General features: G+C 57.6%; 17 protein-coding genes and 8 pseudogenes. 13 read left to right on the top strand and 12 right to left on the bottom strand.

The annotated features are described in order from the left end of the window. Positions 1 to 11 precede the first annotated feature (11 nt). Together acnB and EIO60_RS07330 are read left to right on the top strand one after the other, a co-directional pair. Positions 12 to 2,609, top strand: coding sequence for a bifunctional aconitate hydratase 2/2-methylisocitrate dehydratase (acnB, locus tag EIO60_RS07335; protein ID WP_258576540.1), 2,598 nt, complete (start codon positions 12 to 14; stop codon positions 2,607 to 2,609). Between the two features lie 154 nt (positions 2,610 to 2,763). Further along, a pseudogene (locus EIO60_RS07330) lies at positions 2,764 to 3,131 on the top strand (YacL family protein). A 16-nt stretch (positions 3,132 to 3,147) separates the two neighbouring features. Here EIO60_RS07330 and EIO60_RS07325 read toward each other — a convergent pair. Continuing rightward, the gene (locus tag EIO60_RS07325) at positions 3,148 to 3,273 is read right to left on the bottom strand and encodes a PIN domain-containing protein (RefSeq protein ID WP_258576363.1); all 126 of its coding nucleotides are present in this window, start codon (positions 3,271 to 3,273) and stop codon (positions 3,148 to 3,150) included. A 283-nt stretch (positions 3,274 to 3,556) separates the two neighbouring features. Next, on the bottom strand, positions 3,557 to 3,811 hold the full coding sequence (locus EIO60_RS07320; protein ID WP_258576362.1) for a type II toxin-antitoxin system Phd/YefM family antitoxin: 255 nt from the start codon (positions 3,809 to 3,811) through the stop codon (positions 3,557 to 3,559). Positions 3,812 to 4,075: 264 nt separating this feature from the next. On the opposite strand from EIO60_RS07320, the gene bla reads away from it, so the two are divergent. Next, entirely contained in the window at positions 4,076 to 4,618 is a 543-nt protein-coding gene (bla, locus tag EIO60_RS07315; protein WP_258576361.1) for a class A beta-lactamase, read from the top strand. Between the two features lie 43 nt (positions 4,619 to 4,661). Here bla and EIO60_RS07310 read toward each other — a convergent pair. Further along, positions 4,662 to 5,151: pseudogene (locus tag EIO60_RS07310) on the bottom strand (MFS transporter); the annotation flags it as partial. Between the two features lie 158 nt (positions 5,152 to 5,309). Between EIO60_RS07310 and EIO60_RS17140 the strand changes: the two are divergent. The 4 genes and pseudogenes from EIO60_RS17140 to EIO60_RS07290 all read left to right on the top strand — a co-directional run bounded on the left by EIO60_RS17140 (position 5,310) and on the right by EIO60_RS07290 (position 7,583). Further along, a complete protein-coding gene (locus EIO60_RS17140) occupies positions 5,310 to 5,765 on the top strand; it encodes a four-carbon acid sugar kinase family protein (RefSeq protein WP_258576360.1) in 456 nt (151 codons plus the stop codon). A gap of 144 nt (positions 5,766 to 5,909) precedes the next feature. After that, positions 5,910 to 6,143, top strand: a pseudogene (locus tag EIO60_RS17135) (4-hydroxythreonine-4-phosphate dehydrogenase PdxA); the annotation flags it as partial. A 6-nt stretch (positions 6,144 to 6,149) separates the two neighbouring features. Further along, positions 6,150 to 6,911 carry a DeoR/GlpR family DNA-binding transcription regulator gene (locus EIO60_RS07295; RefSeq protein ID WP_258576359.1) on the top strand — a complete coding sequence of 254 codons (762 nt, stop codon included), beginning with the start codon at positions 6,150 to 6,152 and terminating at the stop codon, positions 6,909 to 6,911. Between the two features lie 432 nt (positions 6,912 to 7,343). After that, positions 7,344 to 7,583, top strand: coding sequence for a hypothetical protein (locus EIO60_RS07290; protein ID WP_258576358.1), 240 nt, complete (start codon positions 7,344 to 7,346; stop codon positions 7,581 to 7,583). A gap of 46 nt (positions 7,584 to 7,629) precedes the next feature. On the opposite strand, the gene EIO60_RS07285 is transcribed toward EIO60_RS07290, so the two are convergent. From EIO60_RS07285 to EIO60_RS07270, 4 genes are all read right to left on the bottom strand, one after another. Beyond that, the gene (locus EIO60_RS07285) at positions 7,630 to 8,028 is read right to left on the bottom strand and encodes a glycosyl hydrolase family 28 protein (protein WP_258576357.1); all 399 of its coding nucleotides are present in this window, start codon (positions 8,026 to 8,028) and stop codon (positions 7,630 to 7,632) included. Positions 8,029 to 8,564: 536 nt separating this feature from the next. After that, positions 8,565 to 9,374 (bottom strand): adenosylmethionine decarboxylase, encoded by an 810-nt coding sequence (gene speD, locus EIO60_RS07280; protein ID WP_258576538.1) that lies wholly within the window; start codon positions 9,372 to 9,374, stop codon positions 8,565 to 8,567. 13 nt (positions 9,375 to 9,387) lie between these two features. Next, entirely contained in the window at positions 9,388 to 10,257 is an 870-nt protein-coding gene (gene speE, locus EIO60_RS07275; protein ID WP_258576356.1) for a polyamine aminopropyltransferase, read from the bottom strand. A gap of 103 nt (positions 10,258 to 10,360) precedes the next feature. Next, a complete protein-coding gene (locus tag EIO60_RS07270) occupies positions 10,361 to 10,708 on the bottom strand; it encodes a YacC family pilotin-like protein (protein WP_258576355.1) in 348 nt (115 codons plus the stop codon). 180 nt (positions 10,709 to 10,888) lie between these two features. Between EIO60_RS07270 and EIO60_RS07265 the strand changes: the two are divergent. Beyond that, a pseudogene (locus EIO60_RS07265) lies at positions 10,889 to 12,313 on the top strand (multicopper oxidase domain-containing protein). On the opposite strand, the gene EIO60_RS07260 reads toward EIO60_RS07265, so the two are convergent. Together EIO60_RS07260 and EIO60_RS07255 are read right to left on the bottom strand one after the other, a co-directional pair. Continuing rightward, on the bottom strand, positions 12,314 to 13,228 hold the full coding sequence (locus EIO60_RS07260; protein WP_258576354.1) for a PLP-dependent transferase: 915 nt from the start codon (positions 13,226 to 13,228) through the stop codon (positions 12,314 to 12,316). 20 nt (positions 13,229 to 13,248) lie between these two features. Beyond that, positions 13,249 to 13,398, bottom strand: coding sequence for a hypothetical protein (locus EIO60_RS07255; protein ID WP_258576353.1), 150 nt, complete (start codon positions 13,396 to 13,398; stop codon positions 13,249 to 13,251). Positions 13,399 to 13,730: 332 nt separating this feature from the next. Between EIO60_RS07255 and EIO60_RS07250 the strand changes: the two are divergent. The 5 genes and pseudogenes from EIO60_RS07250 to EIO60_RS07230 form a co-directional block, all read left to right on the top strand. Then, positions 13,731 to 13,952 (top strand): annotated as a pseudogene (locus tag EIO60_RS07250) (type I phosphoribosyltransferase); the annotation flags it as partial. A 149-nt stretch (positions 13,953 to 14,101) separates the two neighbouring features. Continuing rightward, positions 14,102 to 15,064, top strand: a pseudogene (locus EIO60_RS07245) (ABC transporter ATP-binding protein). Next, positions 15,021 to 15,637, top strand: a pseudogene (locus tag EIO60_RS07240) (ABC transporter permease). The pseudogenes EIO60_RS07245 and EIO60_RS07240 overlap by 44 nt, the downstream one beginning before the upstream one ends. A 527-nt stretch (positions 15,638 to 16,164) precedes the next feature. Beyond that, a complete protein-coding gene (locus EIO60_RS07235; protein WP_258576352.1) occupies positions 16,165 to 16,461 on the top strand; it encodes an acyltransferase family protein in 297 nt (98 codons plus the stop codon). A gap of 40 nt (positions 16,462 to 16,501) precedes the next feature. Then, positions 16,502 to 17,098, top strand: coding sequence for a hypothetical protein (locus EIO60_RS07230; RefSeq protein WP_258576351.1), 597 nt, complete (start codon positions 16,502 to 16,504; stop codon positions 17,096 to 17,098). 40 nt (positions 17,099 to 17,138) lie between these two features. Here EIO60_RS07230 and panD read toward each other — a convergent pair. From panD to panB, 3 genes and pseudogenes are all read right to left on the bottom strand, one after another. After that, positions 17,139 to 17,519, bottom strand: a pseudogene (gene panD, locus EIO60_RS07225) (aspartate 1-decarboxylase). A 40-nt stretch (positions 17,520 to 17,559) separates the two neighbouring features. Then, the gene (gene panC / locus EIO60_RS07220; RefSeq protein WP_258576350.1) at positions 17,560 to 18,414 is read right to left on the bottom strand and encodes a pantoate--beta-alanine ligase; all 855 of its coding nucleotides are present in this window, start codon (positions 18,412 to 18,414) and stop codon (positions 17,560 to 17,562) included. Positions 18,415 to 18,429: 15 nt separating this feature from the next. Further along, positions 18,430 to 19,224 carry a 3-methyl-2-oxobutanoate hydroxymethyltransferase gene (panB, locus tag EIO60_RS07215; protein WP_258576349.1) on the bottom strand — a complete coding sequence of 265 codons (795 nt, stop codon included), beginning with the start codon at positions 19,222 to 19,224 and terminating at the stop codon, positions 18,430 to 18,432. Positions 19,225 to 19,281 lie beyond the last annotated feature (57 nt).

Raw genomic sequence — 19,281 nt, 5'->3', positions numbered from 1 at the left:
AGGAGAACGTCGTGCTAGTAGAATACCGTAAGCACGTTACTGAGCGTGCTGCCCAGGGGGTCGTACCTAAGCCGTTAGATACTTCCCAGATGGCCGCGCTGGTTGAACTGCTGAAAAACCCGCCAGCGGGTGAAGAAGAATTCCTGACCGATCTGTTGGTCAAACGTGTCCCACCCGGCGTTGATGAAGCCGCCTACGTAAAAGCGGGTTTCCTTGCCGCGGTCGCCAAAGGCGAAACGACCTCTCCTCTGGTATCCCCCAAAAAAGCGATTGAACTGCTGGGCACCATGCAAGGCGGTTACAACATTCACCCGCTGATTGATGCGCTGGACGACGCGAAGCTGGCGCCTATTGCCGCCAAAGCGCTGTCGCACACGCTGCTGATGTTTGACAGCTTCTACGACGTCGAAGAAAAAGCGAAAGCGGGCAATCCCCATGCGCAGCAGGTGCTGCAATCCTGGGCGGATGCCGAGTGGTTCCTGTCACGTCCCGAGCTGGCAGAAAAAATTACCGTCACCGTGTTTAAAGTGACCGGCGAAACCAACACCGACGACCTCTCTCCGGCGCCGGACGCGTGGTCACGCCCGGATATTCCACTGCACGCGCTGGCAATGCTGAAAAACGCCCGCGAAGGCATCGAGCCGGATGAGCCGGGCAACGTTGGCCCGATCAAGCAGATTGAAGCGCTGCAGGCCAAAGGCTACCCGCTGGCCTACGTCGGCGACGTGGTCGGCTCCGGCTCATCGCGTAAATCCGCCACCAACTCCGTGCTGTGGTTCATGGGCGACGACATCCCGAACGTCCCGAACAAAAAGGGCGGCGGTCTGGTGCTGGGCAGCAAAATCGCGCCAATCTTCTTTAACACCATGGAAGACGCGGGCGCGCTGCCGATCGAAGTGGACGTGGGCGAGCTGAACATGGGCGACGTGATTGACGTCTACCCCTATAAAGGCGAAGTGCGCAATCATGAAACCGGCGAACTGCTGGCCAGTTTTACGCTAAAAACCGACGTGCTGATCGACGAAGTGCGTGCCGGCGGCCGTATTCCGCTGATCATCGGCCGCGGCCTGACTAGCAAAGCGCGCGAGTCGCTGGGCCTGCCGCACAGCGATGTATTCCGTCAGGCGAAAGATGTGGTGGAAAGCAGCCGCGGCTACTCGCTGGCGCAGAAAATGGTCGGCCGCGCCTGCGGCGTTGCTGGCATCCGTCCGGGCGCCTACTGCGAGCCGAAGATGACCTCGGTCGGCTCTCAGGACACCACTGGTCCGATGACGCGCGACGAGCTGAAAGATCTGGCCTGCCTCGGCTTCTCCGCCGACTTGGTGATGCAGTCGTTCTGCCACACCGCCGCCTATCCGAAGCCGGTTGACGTCAACACGCACCACACGCTGCCGGACTTCATTATGAACCGCGGCGGCGTCTCGCTGCGTCCGGGCGACGGCGTGATCCACTCGTGGCTGAACCGCATGCTGCTGCCGGATACCGTCGGCACCGGCGGCGACTCCCACACCCGTTTCCCGATCGGCATCTCCTTCCCGGCGGGTTCTGGCTTGGTAGCGTTTGCCGCCGCGACCGGCGTGATGCCGCTCGACATGCCGGAATCGGTGCTGGTACGCTTCAAAGGTCAGATGCAGCCGGGCATTACCCTGCGCGATCTGGTGCACGCCATCCCGCTGTACACGATCAAGCAGGGCCTGCTGACCGTTGAGAAGAAAGGCAAGAAGAACATCTTCTCTGGCCGCATCTTGGAGATTGAAGGTCTGCCGGATCTGAAGGTCGAGCAGGCGTTCGAACTGACCGACGCCTCGGCGGAACGTTCAGCCGCAGGTTGCACCATCAAGCTGGATAAAGCGCCGATTATCGAATACCTCAGCTCCAACATCGTGCTGCTGAAGTGGATGATCGCGGAAGGCTACGGCGATCGCCGTACACTGGAGCGTCGTATCCAGGGCATGGAAAAATGGCTGGCGGATCCGCAGCTGCTGGAAGCGGATGCAGACGCAGAATATACGGCGGTGATCGAGATCGATCTGGCGGATATCAAAGAGCCGATCCTTTGCGCCCCGAACGATCCGGATGACGCGCGTCTGCTTTCTGACGTACAGGGCGAGAAGATCGACGAAGTCTTTATCGGCTCGTGCATGACCAACATCGGTCACTTCCGCGCGGCGGGAAAACTGCTCGACAGCCACAAAGGCCAACTGCCGACCCGTCTGTGGGTGGCGCCGCCGACCAAGATGGACGCGGCTCAGCTGACGGAAGAGGGCTACTACAGCGTCTTCGGCAAGAGCGGCGCGCGCATCGAGATCCCGGGCTGTTCGCTCTGCATGGGTAACCAGGCGCGCGTACAGGACGGCGCGACGGTGGTCTCCACCTCGACCCGTAACTTCCCGAACCGTCTCGGTACCGGCGCCAACGTCTACCTGGCGTCGGCGGAACTGGCTGCGGTTGCCTCGCTGCTCGGCAAGCTGCCGACGCCGGAGGAGTACCAGCAGTTTATGGTGCAGGTGGATAAAACCGCTAACGACACCTACCGCTACCTCAACTTTGACCAGCTGCATCAGTACACCGATAAAGCGGACCATGTGATTTTCCAGACGGCGGTCTGAGTCATGCGCTAAAAAAATAAAGGGGCGATAATAGCCCCTTTTTCTTTTGCTTTTTCCCCGTAATAATGTCGCCCCGATCTCACTTTAGCTGTGATGATGCGCACAAAATGTCGTTGTGCGGATTTTCTCGCGTCATTAACCCAAAGGCTGCTCCATGGAATATGAATTTTTACACGACGTCACCGGGCAGGTGAAAGTACGCATGTCGGTGGATCACGAAGCTGTGGGCCACGGGTCCAACGACGAAGTGAAAGAAAACTTGGCACTGCTGGACGAAGTCGAGGCCGCCATGCGCGCCATTAAGGGCAGCAAGCGCAGTGGCAGCGCATCGGCCACGAATACGCCCTCTGGATGGATGACGAAGAGGTGATGATCCGCGCCAACGACCTTGCGCTGGAAGATGACGGGCTGGAAGAGGGCATGAACTACTACGACTACGACGAAGAGAGCCTGTCGTTCTGCGGCGTGGAGGATTTTCTTGCGGTAATGAACGCCTATCGTCGTTTTTTGCAGGGGCGCTGAGTCAGCGCTGCCACGCTTAGGGATTGAGCAGCTGCTCGCCCATGTCTGTAAAGTCCTTCAGGTTGCGCGTCACCAGCACCATATCATGCTGCCAGGCGATGGCGGCGACAATGGCATCGTTAGCGGAGCGCTTATCCGGCACATGCAGGCTGCGCAGTAACGCGCCGCTTCAATGTCAAAGGGCAGAATGCGATCGCTGAATTCCGTCAGCACCGCCGTTTCAAACCATGTTTGCAGGCGGGCAGCCTGAGCAGGATCGCGCCGCGCTAGCTGCGCGATGCCTTTCTCTATTTCCATCACGGTGATTATCGAGAGAAACATATCGCCAGCGTCGACGATGTCAGTCCAGGCGGAGACGGTAGGCTCGATAGCAGGCGTTCGCGCCTTGCGCAGCTCGGCAATCACGTTGGTGTCCAGCAAATATCTCATGAAGAATCGACGTCCCTAAAATCCGTTTTGCCGCGTTCCGGCTCAAATTCAATCTCCGCCACGTCCGGCATTGCCAGCGCGTCCTGAATATTGCGACGCGTTCCGGTCAGCTTTTTATACGCCTCAAACGTCAGCAGAACATGGGTGGGTTTGCCGCGATCGGTAATGTAAACCGGCCCTTCCTCAGCCGCTTTTTTGGAGTTCGACACCTGCTGGTTGAATTCTCTGCTCGACAGTGTGAAGATTTTCATCGCACGCCCTGTTTTTTGTAGTGATGTTGCTACGTTTTAGCTGGCTCAGCTGTTTTTTCAACCAGCAGCCAGCAAGACTATAATGCTGCAAAAGGCGGTTAACGATCGCGCAGTTTACTTTTTACGTTACGACGCGCAAACAGGCAAGCTCTGAGCGACTCAACTATTAAGGACGATTACCATGCGTTTCATTACAACATGCATGCGATTCCGCTGCTGCTCAGCACTGCGATCGCCTAGGCGTCAGGCCTTGACGACGCCAGCTTGGCGACGATAGCGCAGCTGGAAGAGCAGACGCTGAAAGCGCGTATCGGCGTTGCCGTCATCGATACCACGTCAGACAGGCTCAGCAGCTATCGCGGCAACGAGTGTTTTCCGCTGAACAGTACGCATAAAGCGCTGCTGTGCAGCGTGCTGCTTTGCGAGCAGGATCAAGGCAAACTGCAGCTCACGGCGCGCACGCAGTTCGATCGCGCCGCGCTGGTCACTTATTCCCCGGTCACGAAAAAGTTTGTCGCCCCTGCCGAAATGAGCTGGATGCAGCTTTGCCGCGCGGCGATCGCCTACAGCGACAATACGGAGGCCAATCTGATCGCGGAAAAGCTGGGCGGCCCGGCGGCGGTGACGCGCTTTTTCGCGCAGCTGGGCGACAAGGTGACGCGGCTGGATCGTGATGAACCTGAGCTCAACAGCGCCATTCCCGGCGATCCGCGCGACAGCACGACGCCGGTCGCGGTCAGCAAGACGCTGCAAACGCTGACGCTGGGCGAGGTGCTGAAGCCCGCCTCGCGCGCGCAGCTGCTTTGAGAAAATCCATTCCCTTGTCTTTTACCAGGTAGGTCGGCAGCTAGGTAATAAAGAAGCAGGAGGTGTAGTTAATGGTAAAAAAGCCGATGCACATTGCCCAGATATTGCGGTAGCGCAGCAGCTTGTACCACTTCATCGGACGCACGCCTTTCTTGCCATGCTTGTGTGCCTAACCGTCGCGGAGCAGCCGAACTTCCTGTTGGTCGATCTTTTTATGCCAAGTTTTCGGCGTAGATAAACACCAGCAAGGTGATGCGCCAGTCCACCATGGCGATCATCCAGACGATCAGCGGCATCGCCATCGCGCCGCCGAATTTTGAGGCGCTGTCGAACAGGTCTGATACGGTGGCGCGCTCGCGATCCGGGAACCAGCGTGCAGCGATGCCCGCGTTGCTGGGATAGGCGGCCGCTTCGCCGACGCCCAGCGCCAAAAGCGACTTAAAGCTGGTCGCTAGCCCCATCGCCATGGTGGCGATCGACCACCAGCCGACGGCGATGCCGAGCCCTTTTTTCTGGCCGAAGCGATCGGCGAACTAGCCCGCCGGAATTAAAAAAAATCGATTCAACGCTGCGCGGCAATATCGGCGTCGAGCTGCGAGCTGCGAGCTGCGCTGGCGGCCAGCGGCAAAAGGCCGGCGCTAATCGAGCCCGCCGTGCCGCGCCTGGGTCGCGTGACGCGCAGCGGTGAGGTGTGGGTCAACAACGTGCGGCTCACCGACACGGGGAATACGCCAGCGATCCCAAAACGCCGGTGACCAGCGTGCGAGTGCTGACGCAGCTGGGGATCAGCGGCCAGGAAATCGATCTTGCCACGCTGCGCAGCGATCGTTTCGCCGCGCAACTGGCGGAGCACCGGGGCGCGGTAGTGATCGATGCGGAGCGGGAAGAGGATATTGCCCGCATCCTGGCCGCCGCCGTGCAGCTTGAGGAGACGCCGCTGCTAGTGGGCGCCGCCGGGCTGAGCGACGTGCTGGGCAAACAGCTGGCGAGGGTCAGCGGCGAGCCAGAGAGCGATGCGCCCTCTGATGAGCGCGTCGCCGCGCCGGTTCTGGCGGTTATCGGCTCCATGAGCGCCAGCGCGCAGCAGCAGATCGCCCGATTGGCCGCCGCGTGCGAGATCGCGCTGGTGGATGTCGACGTCCGCTAGCTGTTCGGGCAGCCGCGCTGGTCCGACAGCACGCGCTGGACACAACAGGCGCTTGCCGCGCTGCGCGCCGGGCAACATACCGTTATTCGTACCTGCCAGCGCGCCGACCAGCGCCATGAGATCGAGGCGCTGTGCCGGCAGCATCAGGTGACGCGTCGGCAGTATGACATCGTGGTGGCAATGTACCACGATCAGGGGCATATCCCATTGAAAATAATGGGATTTTACGATGGCGTCAATATTACTGCTGGTTTGCCCTTTATCCGCATAATCCGCACATCCGCCGACCACGGCATCGCGTTTGATATCGCATGGACAGGTAAAGCGAAGTCTGAGAGCATGGCGATCTCCATTAAACTCGCGATGCAGCTAGCATAGGGAAATATGAAGGGACAAAGTCGCCTTGACCAGATTATGGACTATCTGAAGAGCCATAATCTGGTGACTGTGGATCAGCGGGTGAGCGCGATCTCCGCCTCGCCCGCTACCATCCGACGTGATTTGAGCAAGCTGGACAAAGAAGGGGTGATCAGCCGCAGCCACGGCGGCGTCACGCTGAACCGCTTTATTCCGGCGCAGCCCACGACGCTGGAGAAGATGCAGCGTAACCTGGCGGAGAAGCAGGCGATCGCCCATCACGCCGCTACCTTTGTTCAGTCGGGCGACGCGGTGGTGCTCGACGCCGGCACCACTATGCTGGAGCTGGCGCGCCAGCTGACACACCTGCCGCTGCGCGTGATTACGGCGGATCTGCATACCGCGCTGTTTCTCTCAGAATTCAAACAGATTGAGGTCACCATTATCGGCGGCCGCATCGACGACTCCAGCCAGTCGTGCATTGGCGAACACGGGCGTCGCCTGCTGCGCAGCATCAATCCTGATATCGCCTTCGTCAGCTGCAACTCCTGGAGCCTTGAGCGCGGCATTACTACGCCGACGGAAGAGAAGGCTGGGTTGAAGCGCGATCTGCTGGCTAATGCGCGGCGACGTATCCTGCTGGCGGACAGCAGCAAATATGGCCCCTGGTCGCTGTTTTGCGCCGTGCCGCTGGATGAGCTGACCGATGTGGTGACCGACAGCCGCTTGGATGAGGATGTCTGCCGCACGCTGCGCGAGTGCGGGATTGCGCTGGCGCTGACGGCGTGAGTTGGCGGGACGTTAGAAATTATTCTGAATGCATATTCTCACTGTCTGGCTGTAAAACGGGAAACCAAAAAGAACGATTAAGCGTGAGTTCTGCCTGAACTCAAACAGGCATGTATAAAAAAGCCTCGCAATGAGGCTCTTATCATTCTCTATATAACGCTATCAGCGTTTAAATATAAATATTTCCGTGACTTACGCTGCTCACAACCTAACGATGATAAGCATCATTCTCCGGCGGTGTCGAAGCCGGGGCATCTACCGTCACCCGCTCAAATACCAGCTTATTTACCCCTGCGATCTTGCCAAACTCCTGCGCCTGCAAACTGACATCACTGAAATGGAGCCCTTCAATCGGGCGCTCAGCTGTTCCTTCAATTAAAGAACGCGCGCGGAAAAACGGCGGGCTGAGTAAGCCGAGCGTTAATATGGCTAATGGCGATATTTTCCACCCGGGTCCGCTTCGCCTTCTACGCCCTCAGCCAGTTTTTGCCTGTGCGGCGGCCGATCGGTATCGGCACACTGCTCGCTGCAGCTGTATTGCGGAAACCAGTTCAGCTGCAGCATAAAGGGATAGCAAACATCTTCCAGCGTCATATGGCGAACAATAATATTTTTGATCTAGCCGCCGCGATTGCGGGCGGACTTGATGTGAAACCCTGCGCCAGTGCCTGAAAAATGGTTGTGTTCAATAATTATATCTTCAATGCCGCCGGAGGTTTCACTGCCCAGCGTGATGCCTGAACCTCTCAGCAGGGGTACAGTGGCGGATAGTAATATCGCGCACGGTTTTGGCCAGCAGCTGCGCTTCTGCGCCACGTCCCGCTTTAACGCAGATATTGTCGTCATTGAAGAAAACGGTACAGCCTTCGACGCGCACCTGCTGAGAGGAGTCGATATTAATCCCGTCGGTGCTTGGGCCCGCCGAATTTTGCACGTCGAGGTTCCGCAGGCTAACTTGGTTTGAATAGCAGATATGCACGTTCCAGAAGCCGGACTCACGTGAGGTAAAGCTATCCAGCTGCACTGACTCACTTTGATAAACCACCAGGTTACGCGGACGCTCGCAGTCGTAATCCACCACCCAGCGCAGACCGCGCTGGCTGTAGGCAGCCAGCATGCCGCTGTTCTCATCGTCGCCCTAGAATTTGTGCGACCAGACCGCGCCCTAGCCGTCAAGCATGCCGCTGCCGCAGAGCGTGACGTTATGACAGTGGTTAATCTTCAGGATCGCAGTGGGCTACACCATATCGATGCCCGCAATGCGCGTCTCAATTCTGGGGTAATCCTCCAGCCGCGTGCTTCCAAGCAAAACGGCATTTTCCGCCAGCTCCGGCGTCAGATTGCTCTTTAAAAACAGCGAGCCGGTGAGAAAACGGTCGGTGGGAAGGTATTGCCCGCTGAGGCGCTATCTATAGCCCGATGTAGGGCCTGAGTGGAAAGGGTGGTGGCATCCGGGACGGTATTGAAATCTAAAACGGTTATAGTTGCCATGTTTTCTGCCTGTAGGGGCAAGGAAAGAGAAGCATACAGAGCTGAAAATAGCACTCGCAAACAGGCGCGTTATTGTTTGCGATCAGGTAATGTTCGCCGTTGTCTCTGCACACACAGGCAAAAAGAGCAGTAAAGCGCGCGTATCCGTCGCGCGCTTCCTTGTTACAGCGTCTTCAAACCCACAGCCGGAATATTGCGGCCGTAGTAAATCTCGCGCATCTCTTTCCACAGCAGGTCGGTAATACGCTTATGCTCCGCCGGGCTGAGATCTTCCGAGCGGGTATGGAACAGGTAGTGTTTCAGATCGAACTCTTTCAGCAGCATTTTGGTGTGAAAGATATTTTCCTGATATACGTTGACGTCCACCATGTCATACATCGCCTTCATATCGTCCGACATAAAGTTCTGGATGGAGTTAATCTCATGATCGATAAAGTGTTTTACGCCGTTCACGTCGCGCGTAAAGCCGCGCACGCGATAATCCACAGTAACGATATCGGACTCCAGCTGGTGAATCAGATAGTTCAGCACCTTCAGCGGCGAAATCACACCGCAGGTTGAAACTTCGATATCGGCGCGGAAGGTGCAGAGGCCGCCTTCAGGGTGGCTCTCCGGGTAGGTGTGCACGCAAATATGGCTCTTGTCCAGGTGCGCCACCACGGAATTAGGCAGCGGGCCGGGATGTTCCGAATTATCGATATCTTTGGGATCGATCGGCTCTTCGCTCACCAGAATGGTGACGCTGGCGCCCTGCGGCTCATAGTCCTGGCGCGCGATATTCAGCACGTTGGCGCCGATAATGGAGCAGGTCTCCGTCAGGATTTCCGTCAGGCGAGTGGCGTTATACTGCTCGTCGATATAGGCGATATAACCGTCGCGCTCGGCTTCGCTATGTGCATAGCAAATATCGTAGATACAAAAACTCAGGCTTTTGGTCAGGTTATTGAAGCCATGTAGTTTAAGCTTTTGCAATTGGTTCACCTCCTCAGGAAAGTGGCTCTGCAGACAGGGCGTTCAGCAGATATTGCGGCAGCGCGAAACTGCCCGCGTGAATGGCTGGATTATAGTAGCGGCACGTCAAGCCGGCGGCGTCGAAGCGCGCCTGCAGCGTGGCCGTGTCGAGCTGACGCAGCGCCGGATTATCGCTCGCCCAGGCAAAGGTCATGATGCCGCCGTAATAGGTCGGAATCGCCGCCTGGTAGAAGCTGACGTCGGCGAAGTAGTGGCTGAGCTTGCGGTGGCTGTTGACCGCCTCTTCCTGCTGCAGGAAGCAGACGCCGTTCTGCGCCACGAAGATGCTGCCGGGATTGAGCGCGTTCTTGCAGCCCGCGTAAAACGCGGAGGTAAACAGGCTCTCGCCCGGTCCCACTGGATCGGTGCAGTCGGAGATAATCACGTCAAACTTATCGCGCGTCTGGCTGACGAAGTTTACACCGTCGTCAATCACCAGATTAAGACGCGGATCCTGATAGGCGCCCTGGCTGTGGTTGGGCAGATATTGCTGGCAGAAGGTCACGACGCCAGCGTCGATCTCCACCATAGTAATGCTTTCCAGCTGCTGATGGCGCGACACCTCGCGCAGCATCGCGCCGTCGCCGCCGCCGATAATCAGCACGCGCTTCGCCGCGCCGTGCGCCAGCAGCGGCACGTGCGTCATCATTTCATGGTAGATAAATTCGTCGCGCTCGGTGGTCTGCACCACACTGTCCAGCGCCATTATGCGGCCCATCTGCGCGTTCTCGAAAATGATTAAATCCTGATGCGCGGTCTTTTCACGGTAGAGCGTTTTATCGACCGTGAAATATTGCCCGAAACCGGCATGAAGGTTTTCATACCACATTTCATTTTGCGCCATGGGGGACTCCTCTCTGATGACATTGCCATGAAAAAGAGCGGGACATAATAACCGGGACTGACCGTGTATGCACGGTCCAATGTTCAGCAGAGGAGGGGGCAGCTTATTTGACGTAGGCCAGAAGGCTAAGGGAGTCGCGCGCCAGCAACTTGCACTTTTTATCGTTGGTGATGGCGATACCGCTGAGATCTTTGTAGCTTGCTTCGCCGAGCACTTTCATGTTGTAGTTGGCGTAGTTGCTTAAATCCCAGCGGTTCTGCTGGGCGAAAAACACCAGCGCCTTGCGGATTTGCGCATCAGGCAGATCCTGATAGCCACAATCATTTTTCAGGTAGATAAACACCGCGGTCAGATCGGCAAGATCTTCCGCTTCGGATTCGCTCAGGGCAAAACTGGTGGTGGAGAAGCCAAGGAGTTCTGCCAGTAACAGGATCTTGATGCTTTTCTTCATAGTCGTTCTCATTCAGTAATCATTCTGTGACGATAGCACAGTGGATAGCAGGATTCTGATTATTTTACTGCGGGTTTCTGCGCCCCCGCTTTTTTCAAGGGAATCAGCTATCAAGGCTTGACCCTCCCGCGGGGGAAGGGTTTAGGCTGTGGCTTCTCTTTTCACACGGATGAATACGCTATGCATCGTCGCCACTTTCTTAAACTTAAACTGACCGCCGCACTACCGCTCTGGAGTCGATCCCTGATGGCCGCCAGCCGCCCGCTGCTGCCGGTTCCTTCGCGGCTGGAGCCCGATCCGCTCGGTCAGTTCATGATCACGGCCATGACCGGCACCAAGCCAGTGGCAGGGCAAGGCGGTGCTAACGTGGGGCTACAACGGCAGTCTGCTGGGACCGGCCATCATGCTGTGGCTCGGAAAACCGGCGACGGTCACGATTCATAACTGGCTGCCGGAAGCGGCCACGCTGCACTGGCACGGGCTAGCGATCCTTGACGACGTCGACGGTGGGCCAATGGCGCGCATCGAATCCGGCGCAACGCGCCAGGTCACCTTTACGTCCGAGCAGCCCGCCGCCACCTGCTGGTTTCATCCCCATCTGCACGGCAAAACCGATCATCAGGTGGCGCAGGGGCTGGCGGGCCTAATCCTGCCATATTCACGGCACCCAGTTCCGCATTTTGTCGGAAAACGGCAAGCCACCCGCACCGCCAGGGCTGGAAGGATATAGTCAACGTCGACCTGCAGGATGAGGAGACCGACAAGCTGCGCCTGCCGACGCAGTGGGGCTCCGACGATGTGCCGCTGATTTTCCAGGACAACCGCCTGACGTAGGACGGCAGCCGCATCGACTACCAGCTCGATATCATGAGCGCCGCGATATGATGCTGACCAACGGCGTCCAGTATCCGCAGCAGGCGGTGCCGCGCGGCTGGCTGCGTCTGCCGCTGCTGCCGGGCGAACGCTTCAAGGTGATGGTGGATACCTCCGACGGCAAAAGCTTCGATATCGTCACCCTGCCGGTAGAGCAGATGGGCATGACGCTGGCAGCGTTCGACCAGCCGCTGCGCGTGATGGCGAGCGCCATGCTGCCGGACCAGCTGGTTTAGCTGCCGCCGGTGCCTTCGGCGGAGGGGGCTAACGCGTGCTGGCTGCAGCTGATGATGGAGCCGCAGCTCGACCAGGAGGGCATGGCGGCGCTGATGCAGCGCTACGGTGACAAGGCTATGGGCAAGGCGGGGGACCATCACGCCATGCATGGCGAAGGCGGTAACGGCATGGCGACCGGCGACGCACGGCCATAGCATGCCGATGGGCGACCACCAGATGACTGCGGCGCACGGCGCGCTACGACTTCCGCAACGGCAACAAGATCAACGGCCAGGCCTATAATATGACGACGCCGATGTTCAACGTGACGCCCGGCCAGCTGGAAAAATGGACCATCTCCGGCGAAGGGGACAAGATGCTGCATCCCTTGGCTGGCGCAGCGAAGTGCTGGTGCGCTTTGACCACCGCGCCGCCGCCGAACACGCCTATATGGCGCACTGCCATCTGCTGGAGCATGAAGACACCGGCATGATGCTGGGCCTCAGCGTCGGCTGATCAGGCTTTTTCCAGCGCCAGGCGAATGTCCTCCACCAGATCGCCGGCGTTATCGATGCCGATCGACAGGCGAATGGTGGCGTCGCTGATGCCAATGCGCTGCCTGACCGCCTCCGGCACGCCGGAATGGGTAGTGCTGCCTGGATGGCTGGCGAGCGACTCGGTGCCGCCCAGGCTCACCGCCTGCTTAAACACCCCCAGCGCGTTGAGGAAGCGAAACGCAGCGGGCTGGCCGCCGACGATATCGAATGAGAAGATCGAGCTGGCGCCGCTGCACTGCTGGCGGAAGGTGCGTCCTTCGGCGCTGTTCTCGTCGAGATAGGGCAGCCACTGCAGTGTCGCCCCTTTCTCATGGCCGCGTAAAAAGGCGGCCACCGCCTCGGTGTTCTGCCAGGCCTTCTCCATACGCAGCGACAGCGTCTCCAGCAAGCGGCCGATCATCCAGCTGGAGTGCGAATCGAGCTGGGTGCCGATGGCGCTGCGCAGCGTGCGGATATGGGTAATCAGCGCCTTGCTGCCATCGCCGCGCCGGCGATCAGATCGGAGTAGCCGCCAACATATTTGGTCAGCGAGTAGAGCGAGATATTCGGCGCCGAAGTTCAGCGGACGCTGGAACAACGGGCCGAGCAGCGTATTGTCGCAGGCGACAATCGGGCGCGATCCCTGCTGCTGGCCGATCTCATCGGCCACGCGCGCAATCAGCGCGATATCCACCAGGCTGTTGGTCGGATTGGCGGGCGTCTCGATCAGGATCAGCGCGACGTGGCCCAGGCTCAGCGCCTTCTGCGCGGCGGCGCGCACCTTCTCCTCGTCGGTGCCGTCGCTGAAGCCTACCGGCGTGATATTCAGGTTGTGCAGGGTTTTGCTCAGCAGCGTTTTGGTGCCGCCGTAGAGCGGCTGCGAGGGCAGGATCACATCGCCGGGGCGCGCGAAGGTTAGCAGCGTGGTAGAGATATCGCCAGCCGATCCTCGACAATTTCGCTGTTGGGGTGATTGAAGCGGGAATAGACCAGCCCGCCGCTTTTGCCTTCCGGCGGCTTCACTGCGCCTTCCGACAGTCGCGGATTGTAGCCGTAGTTCAGCATCTGGGTTTCGGGATGCAGCTTGCGATCGCCAATATGTTTTTTTACTGGAGTTATCAGTCATGGGATCTCCTGCTTATAATAGATGTAAGGTAACGATATGTTGATCGCAGGAAAAAATGCAGCGAATTATTCTGTTAAAGGCGGGTAAGTTCTAAGTTTATATCCTCTGCTGATCCTGGGCCCGCCCGCGCCATCGCGCGGCATCTCGCCGCGTCCGGCAAGCTGTGATACTCTCTTGCCCATCGCTGCCCGTTCAAATCTGAGCGGGTTCACGCTGTTCATCCGCTTCTGAGGATGGACGATACCTTTAACATCAACGAGAAGTACAGGTTTTGAAACATACTGTTGAAGTGATGATTTCCGAAGCGGCGATCGCGACGCGTATTGCCGAACTGGGCAAAGAGATTTCCGATCGCTACCGCGACAGCGGCAGCGAAATGGTGCTGGTCGGACTGCTGCGCGACTCCTTTATGTTTATGGCCGATCTCTGCCGCGCCGTCGAGGTGCCTCACGAAGTCGATTTTATGACCGCCTTTAGCTACGACTCTGGAGTTCAGCCTTCGCCTCCGCAAAAAAGTGCCCAACCAAGAAGATTTTACGCTCAGGGTGGCTCATCATAAATAGCAGCGTTGCGGCGACGTCAGCCAGCGGCTTGCTTTGTCCAATGCGACACATCGACACAAAAACAGGATATGGAATCGGAATGACTTATGCACTCTGGAACTTTCCCGGCTGACCAAGACCTATTCCGGCAGCGTACAGGCCTAAAAGGAATCGATCTCAATGTCGAAGCCGGCGATTTTTATGCGCTGCTGGGGACGAACGGCGCGGGTAAATCAACCACCATCGGGATCATCTGTTCGCTGGTGAACAAAACGGCCGGCAGCGTGCGCGTCTTCGGCTACGACCTGGAAAACTAGGTGGTCAACGCCAAACGCCAGCTTGGCCTGGTGCCGCAGGAATTTAACTTCAATCCCTTTGAAACCGTGCTGCAGATTGTGGTGAACTAGGCGGGCTACTATGGCGTGGAGCGCCGCGATGCGCTGCAGCGTGCGGAAAACTACTGACGCAGCTCGATCTGTGGGGCAAACGCAACGAGCGCGCGCGCATGCTCTCTGGCGGCATGAAGCGCCGTCTGATGATCGCCCGCGCGCTGATGCATGAGCTGAAGCTGCTGATCCTCGACGAGCCGACGGCAGGGGAGGATATTGAGCTGCGCCGCTCCATGTGGACCTTCCTTAAAGAGCTGAATGAAAAAGGCACCACCATTATCCTCACCACCCATTATCCGGAAGAGGCGGAGATGCTATACCGCAATATCGGCATCATCCAGAGCGGCGAGTTAGTGGAGAACACCTCGAAGGGGCTGCTGGCCAAGCTGAAATCGGAGACCTTTATTCTCGATCTGGCGCCGGGCAGTACGCCGCCGACTCTGGAAGGGTTTCAGTATAGTCTGGTGGATACTGCGACTCTGGAAGTGGAAGTGATACGCGAGCAGGGGCTGAACAACGTGCTCAATCAGCTCAGCGCGCAGGGTGTGCAGGTGTTGAGCATGCGTAACAAAGCGAACCGCCTGGAAGAGCTGTTTGTCAGCCTGGTGAAGAGCAAAAAGGAGGCAAAGCATGACACATTTGTACTGGGTAGCGCTGAAAAGCATCTGGGCTAAAGATATCAACCGTTTCGCGCGTATCTGGATCCAGACGCTGGTGCCGCCAGTGATCACCATGACGCTCTACTTTATTATCTTCGGCAACCTGATCGGTTCGCGCATCGGCGATATGCACGGCTTCAGCTATATGCAGTTTATCGTGCCGGCGCTGATATGATAGCAGTGATCACCAACGCTTACGCCAACGTCGCCTCATCGTTTTTCAGCGCCAAGTTCCAGCACAATATTGAGGAGCTGCTGGTGGCGCTGACGCTGCTGCTGACGGCGATTCTCTTCTCGCTCGCCGGGCTACTGAACGCCGTTTTTGCATGCACCTTTGACGATATCAGCCTGATCCCGACCTTTGTGCTGACGCCGCTGACCTACCTGGGCGGCGTCTTCTACTCGCTGTCGCTGCCGTTCTGGCAGGCGGTGTCGAAGCTGAACCCGATCGTCTATATGATCAGTTCCTTCCGCTTCGGCTTCCTCGGCATTAATGACGTGCCGCCGGCGTTGACCCTGTCGGTGCTTATTCCCTTTATCCTGGTCTTCTACGTGCTGATTCAGCGCGGCCGCGGGCTGTGTACCTGATCGGGCGGTCTGCTTAAGCGCCGCGTGGCGGCGCGGCGGCGAATAAACCTGCATTAGCCCGTCAGCAAAGCGCCCCGAGGCTTAAACAGCCTGGGGCGTTTTTATTTCTATCCACTTTACCCTCATTAGCGCAGCCAAATAACCCTTTATCTGAATATTCCGACAGCTTATCTCTGATTGTCAGATATAACTGAGAGGAATCTGATTATATTTAAAAATAATCTAAACAAACACCGACATTTTTTATCTAGCGGACACTGGCTGCGCTTATTACTCGCGCTATGTCAAATCTCTGCGTATACCAAGTAATAATCTGATAATCACTTTTAGTCGCAAAATGAAATCTTTGTTCATTAGAATGTTAAGAAATGGATGTTTTTCATCCATGTTTACCCTTGTCTGTTTCTGCTTGTAAGGGAGATAATTCCTTTACGCAATACTGACAATATACAGAGCGTCTTACATATGGATTTAAATGCCCCATGTGTGGCACATGTTGGTTTTTTTTCTGCAAGCAGGGTAAACAAATGAATCGAATTACGTGGGTAGACAATCTACGCAGCATGAGCGTACTTGCGGTCATTTTATTTCACATTACCATCGCGGTGAAAGGGGATGTCAGTCATTTTACCGGCGTGACTGATACGTTGAATCAACTGTTTGCGCCGGTGTGTCTTGGTTTGATGCTCTTTATTTCCGGTCTGTTTATGGATACCGCACTGAGAAAGGGATTCGTACCATTCATTAACAATAAAATAAAGAGAATTTTTTATCCGTTTATTGTCTGGACGCTTGGTCTATGGTGGTCTGAAAATAGCCTTTAGCTTGATGGCGAATACGCCGCAGTCGCCGCGGAATATTATTATGATGCACCTGAGCGGCGGCGATATTACCTGGTTCCTGCACTCGTTATTCCTATTTTTTATTGCGATAGTGTTTGTCCGTCAGCTGCCACCCTATATCGTATTGCCCGCGTTTCTGGCCGCCAGCTATCTGCTGCCCGCCATCGACGGCACCAGCATGTTCTCCAGCTTCGATAACGCGCACGTCAATAAATCGCTCTACCTTTTCTTTAATCTGGGTGATCTACTGGTGCGCAAGCAGGCTGACATTCCGCAGCTGGCGCAAAACGGCGCGATTCTGGCGCTGTCGCTGATCAGCTTTATCGCACTCTCGACGATTAACCTAACCATGGCGGTGCCGCTGTTTGTCTGGCTGGCGGTGAAGCTGCGTTCGCGTCTGGTGTTTTACGTGGGGGTCAACTCTATCGTCTTTTACCTGCCGCACTATCTGGCGATTCAGTTCTTCAGCAAGATCGTCAAGCTGAATGGCCCGTCGCCGTGGAGCCACGACCTGAAGTTCGTGCTGGCGTTCGTGACGGGGCTGGCGATGCCCTGGACGCTTTGCCTGATGCGGCTCCTGTTCAGCTTGAAGCAGGCGGCGCGAGTGAAAACGGTATAGCAAGAAGAGGCGGAACGCCGTTCAGGCGTTCCGCCGCAGGTCAGGCGATCTGCACCGGCACCGCTTCCGCCAGCCGCTTCATCTGATTGTCGCCTTCGAAATAGGCGACTTTCGGTTGCTACTGGCGCGCTTCGGCATCCTCAACCTGCACGTAAGAGCAGATAATCAGAATATCGCCTTCACAGACGCAGCGGGCCGCCGCGCCGTTCACCGAAATGATTTTCAAGCCGCGCTCGGCGGCGATGGCATAAGTCGAAAAGCGCTGGCCGTTGGTAACGTTATAAATATCGATGGCTTCATACTGAAGGATGCCGGAAGCGTCGAGAAAATCCTGATCGATAGCGCAGGAACCCTCATAGTTTAAATCCGCCTGGGTCACCTTCACTCGGTGCAGCTTGCCCTGTAAAACGGTACGAATTATAACCGGAACACCTTGTTGTTCTGCCTGAAAACGACCTCACTTACTGCGTAAGGTCGACCTGTTGGTTATCAATAAGACGCGCATTGCCCAGCCAGGCGGCCATTAGAATGACCGCGCGCCGGCTCTCGACCGTCAGCGGCTGCAGCGTCTCGGCGTCGCAAATCGCCAGTCCGTCGGGACGTAGCCCTTTCTCGCTGAGCGCTGCCTCGGCGGCCTCGATAATCTCCTCAATATGGCGCTCGCCGCTGGCGAGGCGCGCCGCCATGCTGTTCATCACCTGCGCCAGCGCGGGCGCCAGTTTGCGCTCCTCGGCGCTGAGGTAGCCGTTGCGCGAGCTGAGCGCCAGACCATCTTTGGCGCGCACCGTCGGCACGCCGACAATCTCGATATCGAAGCCCATATCCACCACCATTTTGCGGATAATCGCCAGCTGCTGAAAATCCTTTTCGCCGAAGCAGGCGATATCAGGCTGCACAAGATTAAACAGCTTGCTGACGATAGTGGCGACGCCGCGGAAGTGGCCAGGACGGCTTGCGCCCTCCAGCAGCGACGAGAGCACCGGCACCTCGACGAAGGTCTGGTCCGCCAACTCGTGGGGATAGACCTCGGCGGGGGCAGGCGCGAACACCACGTCGACGCCGTGGCGATTGAGCTTCTCGCAGTCTTCCTGCAGCGTGCGCGGATAGCGCGCCAGATCGTCTGCGCGGTCAAACTGCATCGAGTTGACGAAGATCGACACCACGACGATGTCGCCGCGCTCGCGCGCTTCGTCCACCAGCGTCAGATGACCCTCATGCAGATTGCCCATGGTCGGCACCAGCGCGATGCGTTTTCCTGTCTGACGCCAGCGACGAATTTCATGGCGCAGCATCGGCAGCGTTTCAATGATCAGCACGGTAAGGCTCCTGGTTTACTGGAAACTGTGTTCAGCCGCAGGATAGGTTCCCGCTTCGACTTCGCCAATATAGTGACGGATAGCGGTGCGGATGTCGCCCGCCTCGGCAAGGAAGTTTTTGGCGAATTTCGGGATATGGCCGCCGGTAATGCCGAAGGCGTCATGCATCACCAGAATCTGGCCGTTGGTGACGTTGCTCGCGCCGATGCCGATTACCGGAATGGCGAGTGCCTCGGTGATGCGCTGCGCCAGTGCCACCGGCACGCACTCCAGCACCATCAGCTGCGCGCCGGCCGCTTCCAGTGCCAGCGCGTCCGCCAGCAGCCGCTCGGCCGCCGCTTCGTCGCGCCCCTGCACCTTATAGCCGCCGAAGATGTTCACCGACTGCGGCGTCAGGCCGAGATGGCCGCACACCGGCACCGCGCGCTCGGTCAGCATGCGCACCGTCTCCGCCAGCCATTCGCCGCCCTCTAGCTTCACTATATTGGCGCCGGCGCGCATCAGCTGCGCGGCACTGTCAAAGGTTTGCTGCGGCGTGCTGTAGCTCATAAAGGGCAGGTCAGCCATCACCAGCGCCTGCGGCGCGCCGCGGCGCACGGCAGCGGTGTGGTAGGCGATATCGGCGACCGTCACCGGCAGCGTCGACTCATGGCCCTGCACGGTCATGCCGAGCGAATCGCCAATCAGCATCACCTGGACGCCTTCGTTGGCGAACAGGCGGGCGAAGCTGAAGTCGTAGGCGGTCAGCGCGGCGAACTTGCGTCCGCTCGCTTTCCACTGACGCAGGTGAGAAATAGTGGTAGGTTTCATTGCGCTCTCAACTTAGGTATTTCAGATGGGCGCAGTGTACTGGATAGCGGCGGAGAT

The sequence above is a fragment of the Candidatus Pantoea persica genome (assembly GCF_013753875.1).
GTDB lineage: Bacteria > Pseudomonadota > Gammaproteobacteria > Enterobacterales > Enterobacteriaceae > Pantoea > Pantoea persica.
Note: the sequence above shows the minus strand (reverse complement) of the source record. Positions and strands in the feature narration are given on the sequence as shown.

Coding starts and splice junctions, on each gene's coding strand:
- EIO60_RS07295 (WP_258576359.1), top strand. CDS start 6,150: ATGAAGGGACAAAGTCGCCTTGACCAGATTATGGACTATCTGAAGAGC.
- EIO60_RS07320 (WP_258576362.1), bottom strand. CDS start 3,811: ATGAAAATCTTCACACTGTCGAGCAGAGAATTCAACCAGCAGGTGTCG.
- EIO60_RS07255 (WP_258576353.1), bottom strand. CDS start 13,398: ATGCTGAACTACGGCTACAATCCGCGACTGTCGGAAGGCGCAGTGAAG.
- panB (WP_258576349.1), bottom strand. CDS start 19,224: ATGAAACCTACCACTATTTCTCACCTGCGTCAGTGGAAAGCGAGCGGA.
- EIO60_RS07285 (WP_258576357.1), bottom strand. CDS start 8,028: ATGCTGGCTGCCTACAGCCAGCGCGGTCTGCGCTGGGTGGTGGATTAC.
- EIO60_RS07235 (WP_258576352.1), top strand. CDS start 16,165: ATGAATCGAATTACGTGGGTAGACAATCTACGCAGCATGAGCGTACTT.
- EIO60_RS07270 (WP_258576355.1), bottom strand. CDS start 10,708: ATGAAGAAAAGCATCAAGATCCTGTTACTGGCAGAACTCCTTGGCTTC.
- speE (WP_258576356.1), bottom strand. CDS start 10,257: ATGGCGCAAAATGAAATGTGGTATGAAAACCTTCATGCCGGTTTCGGG.
- EIO60_RS07230 (WP_258576351.1), top strand. CDS start 16,502: ATGATGCACCTGAGCGGCGGCGATATTACCTGGTTCCTGCACTCGTTA.
- EIO60_RS07290 (WP_258576358.1), top strand. CDS start 7,344: ATGGCGATATTTTCCACCCGGGTCCGCTTCGCCTTCTACGCCCTCAGC.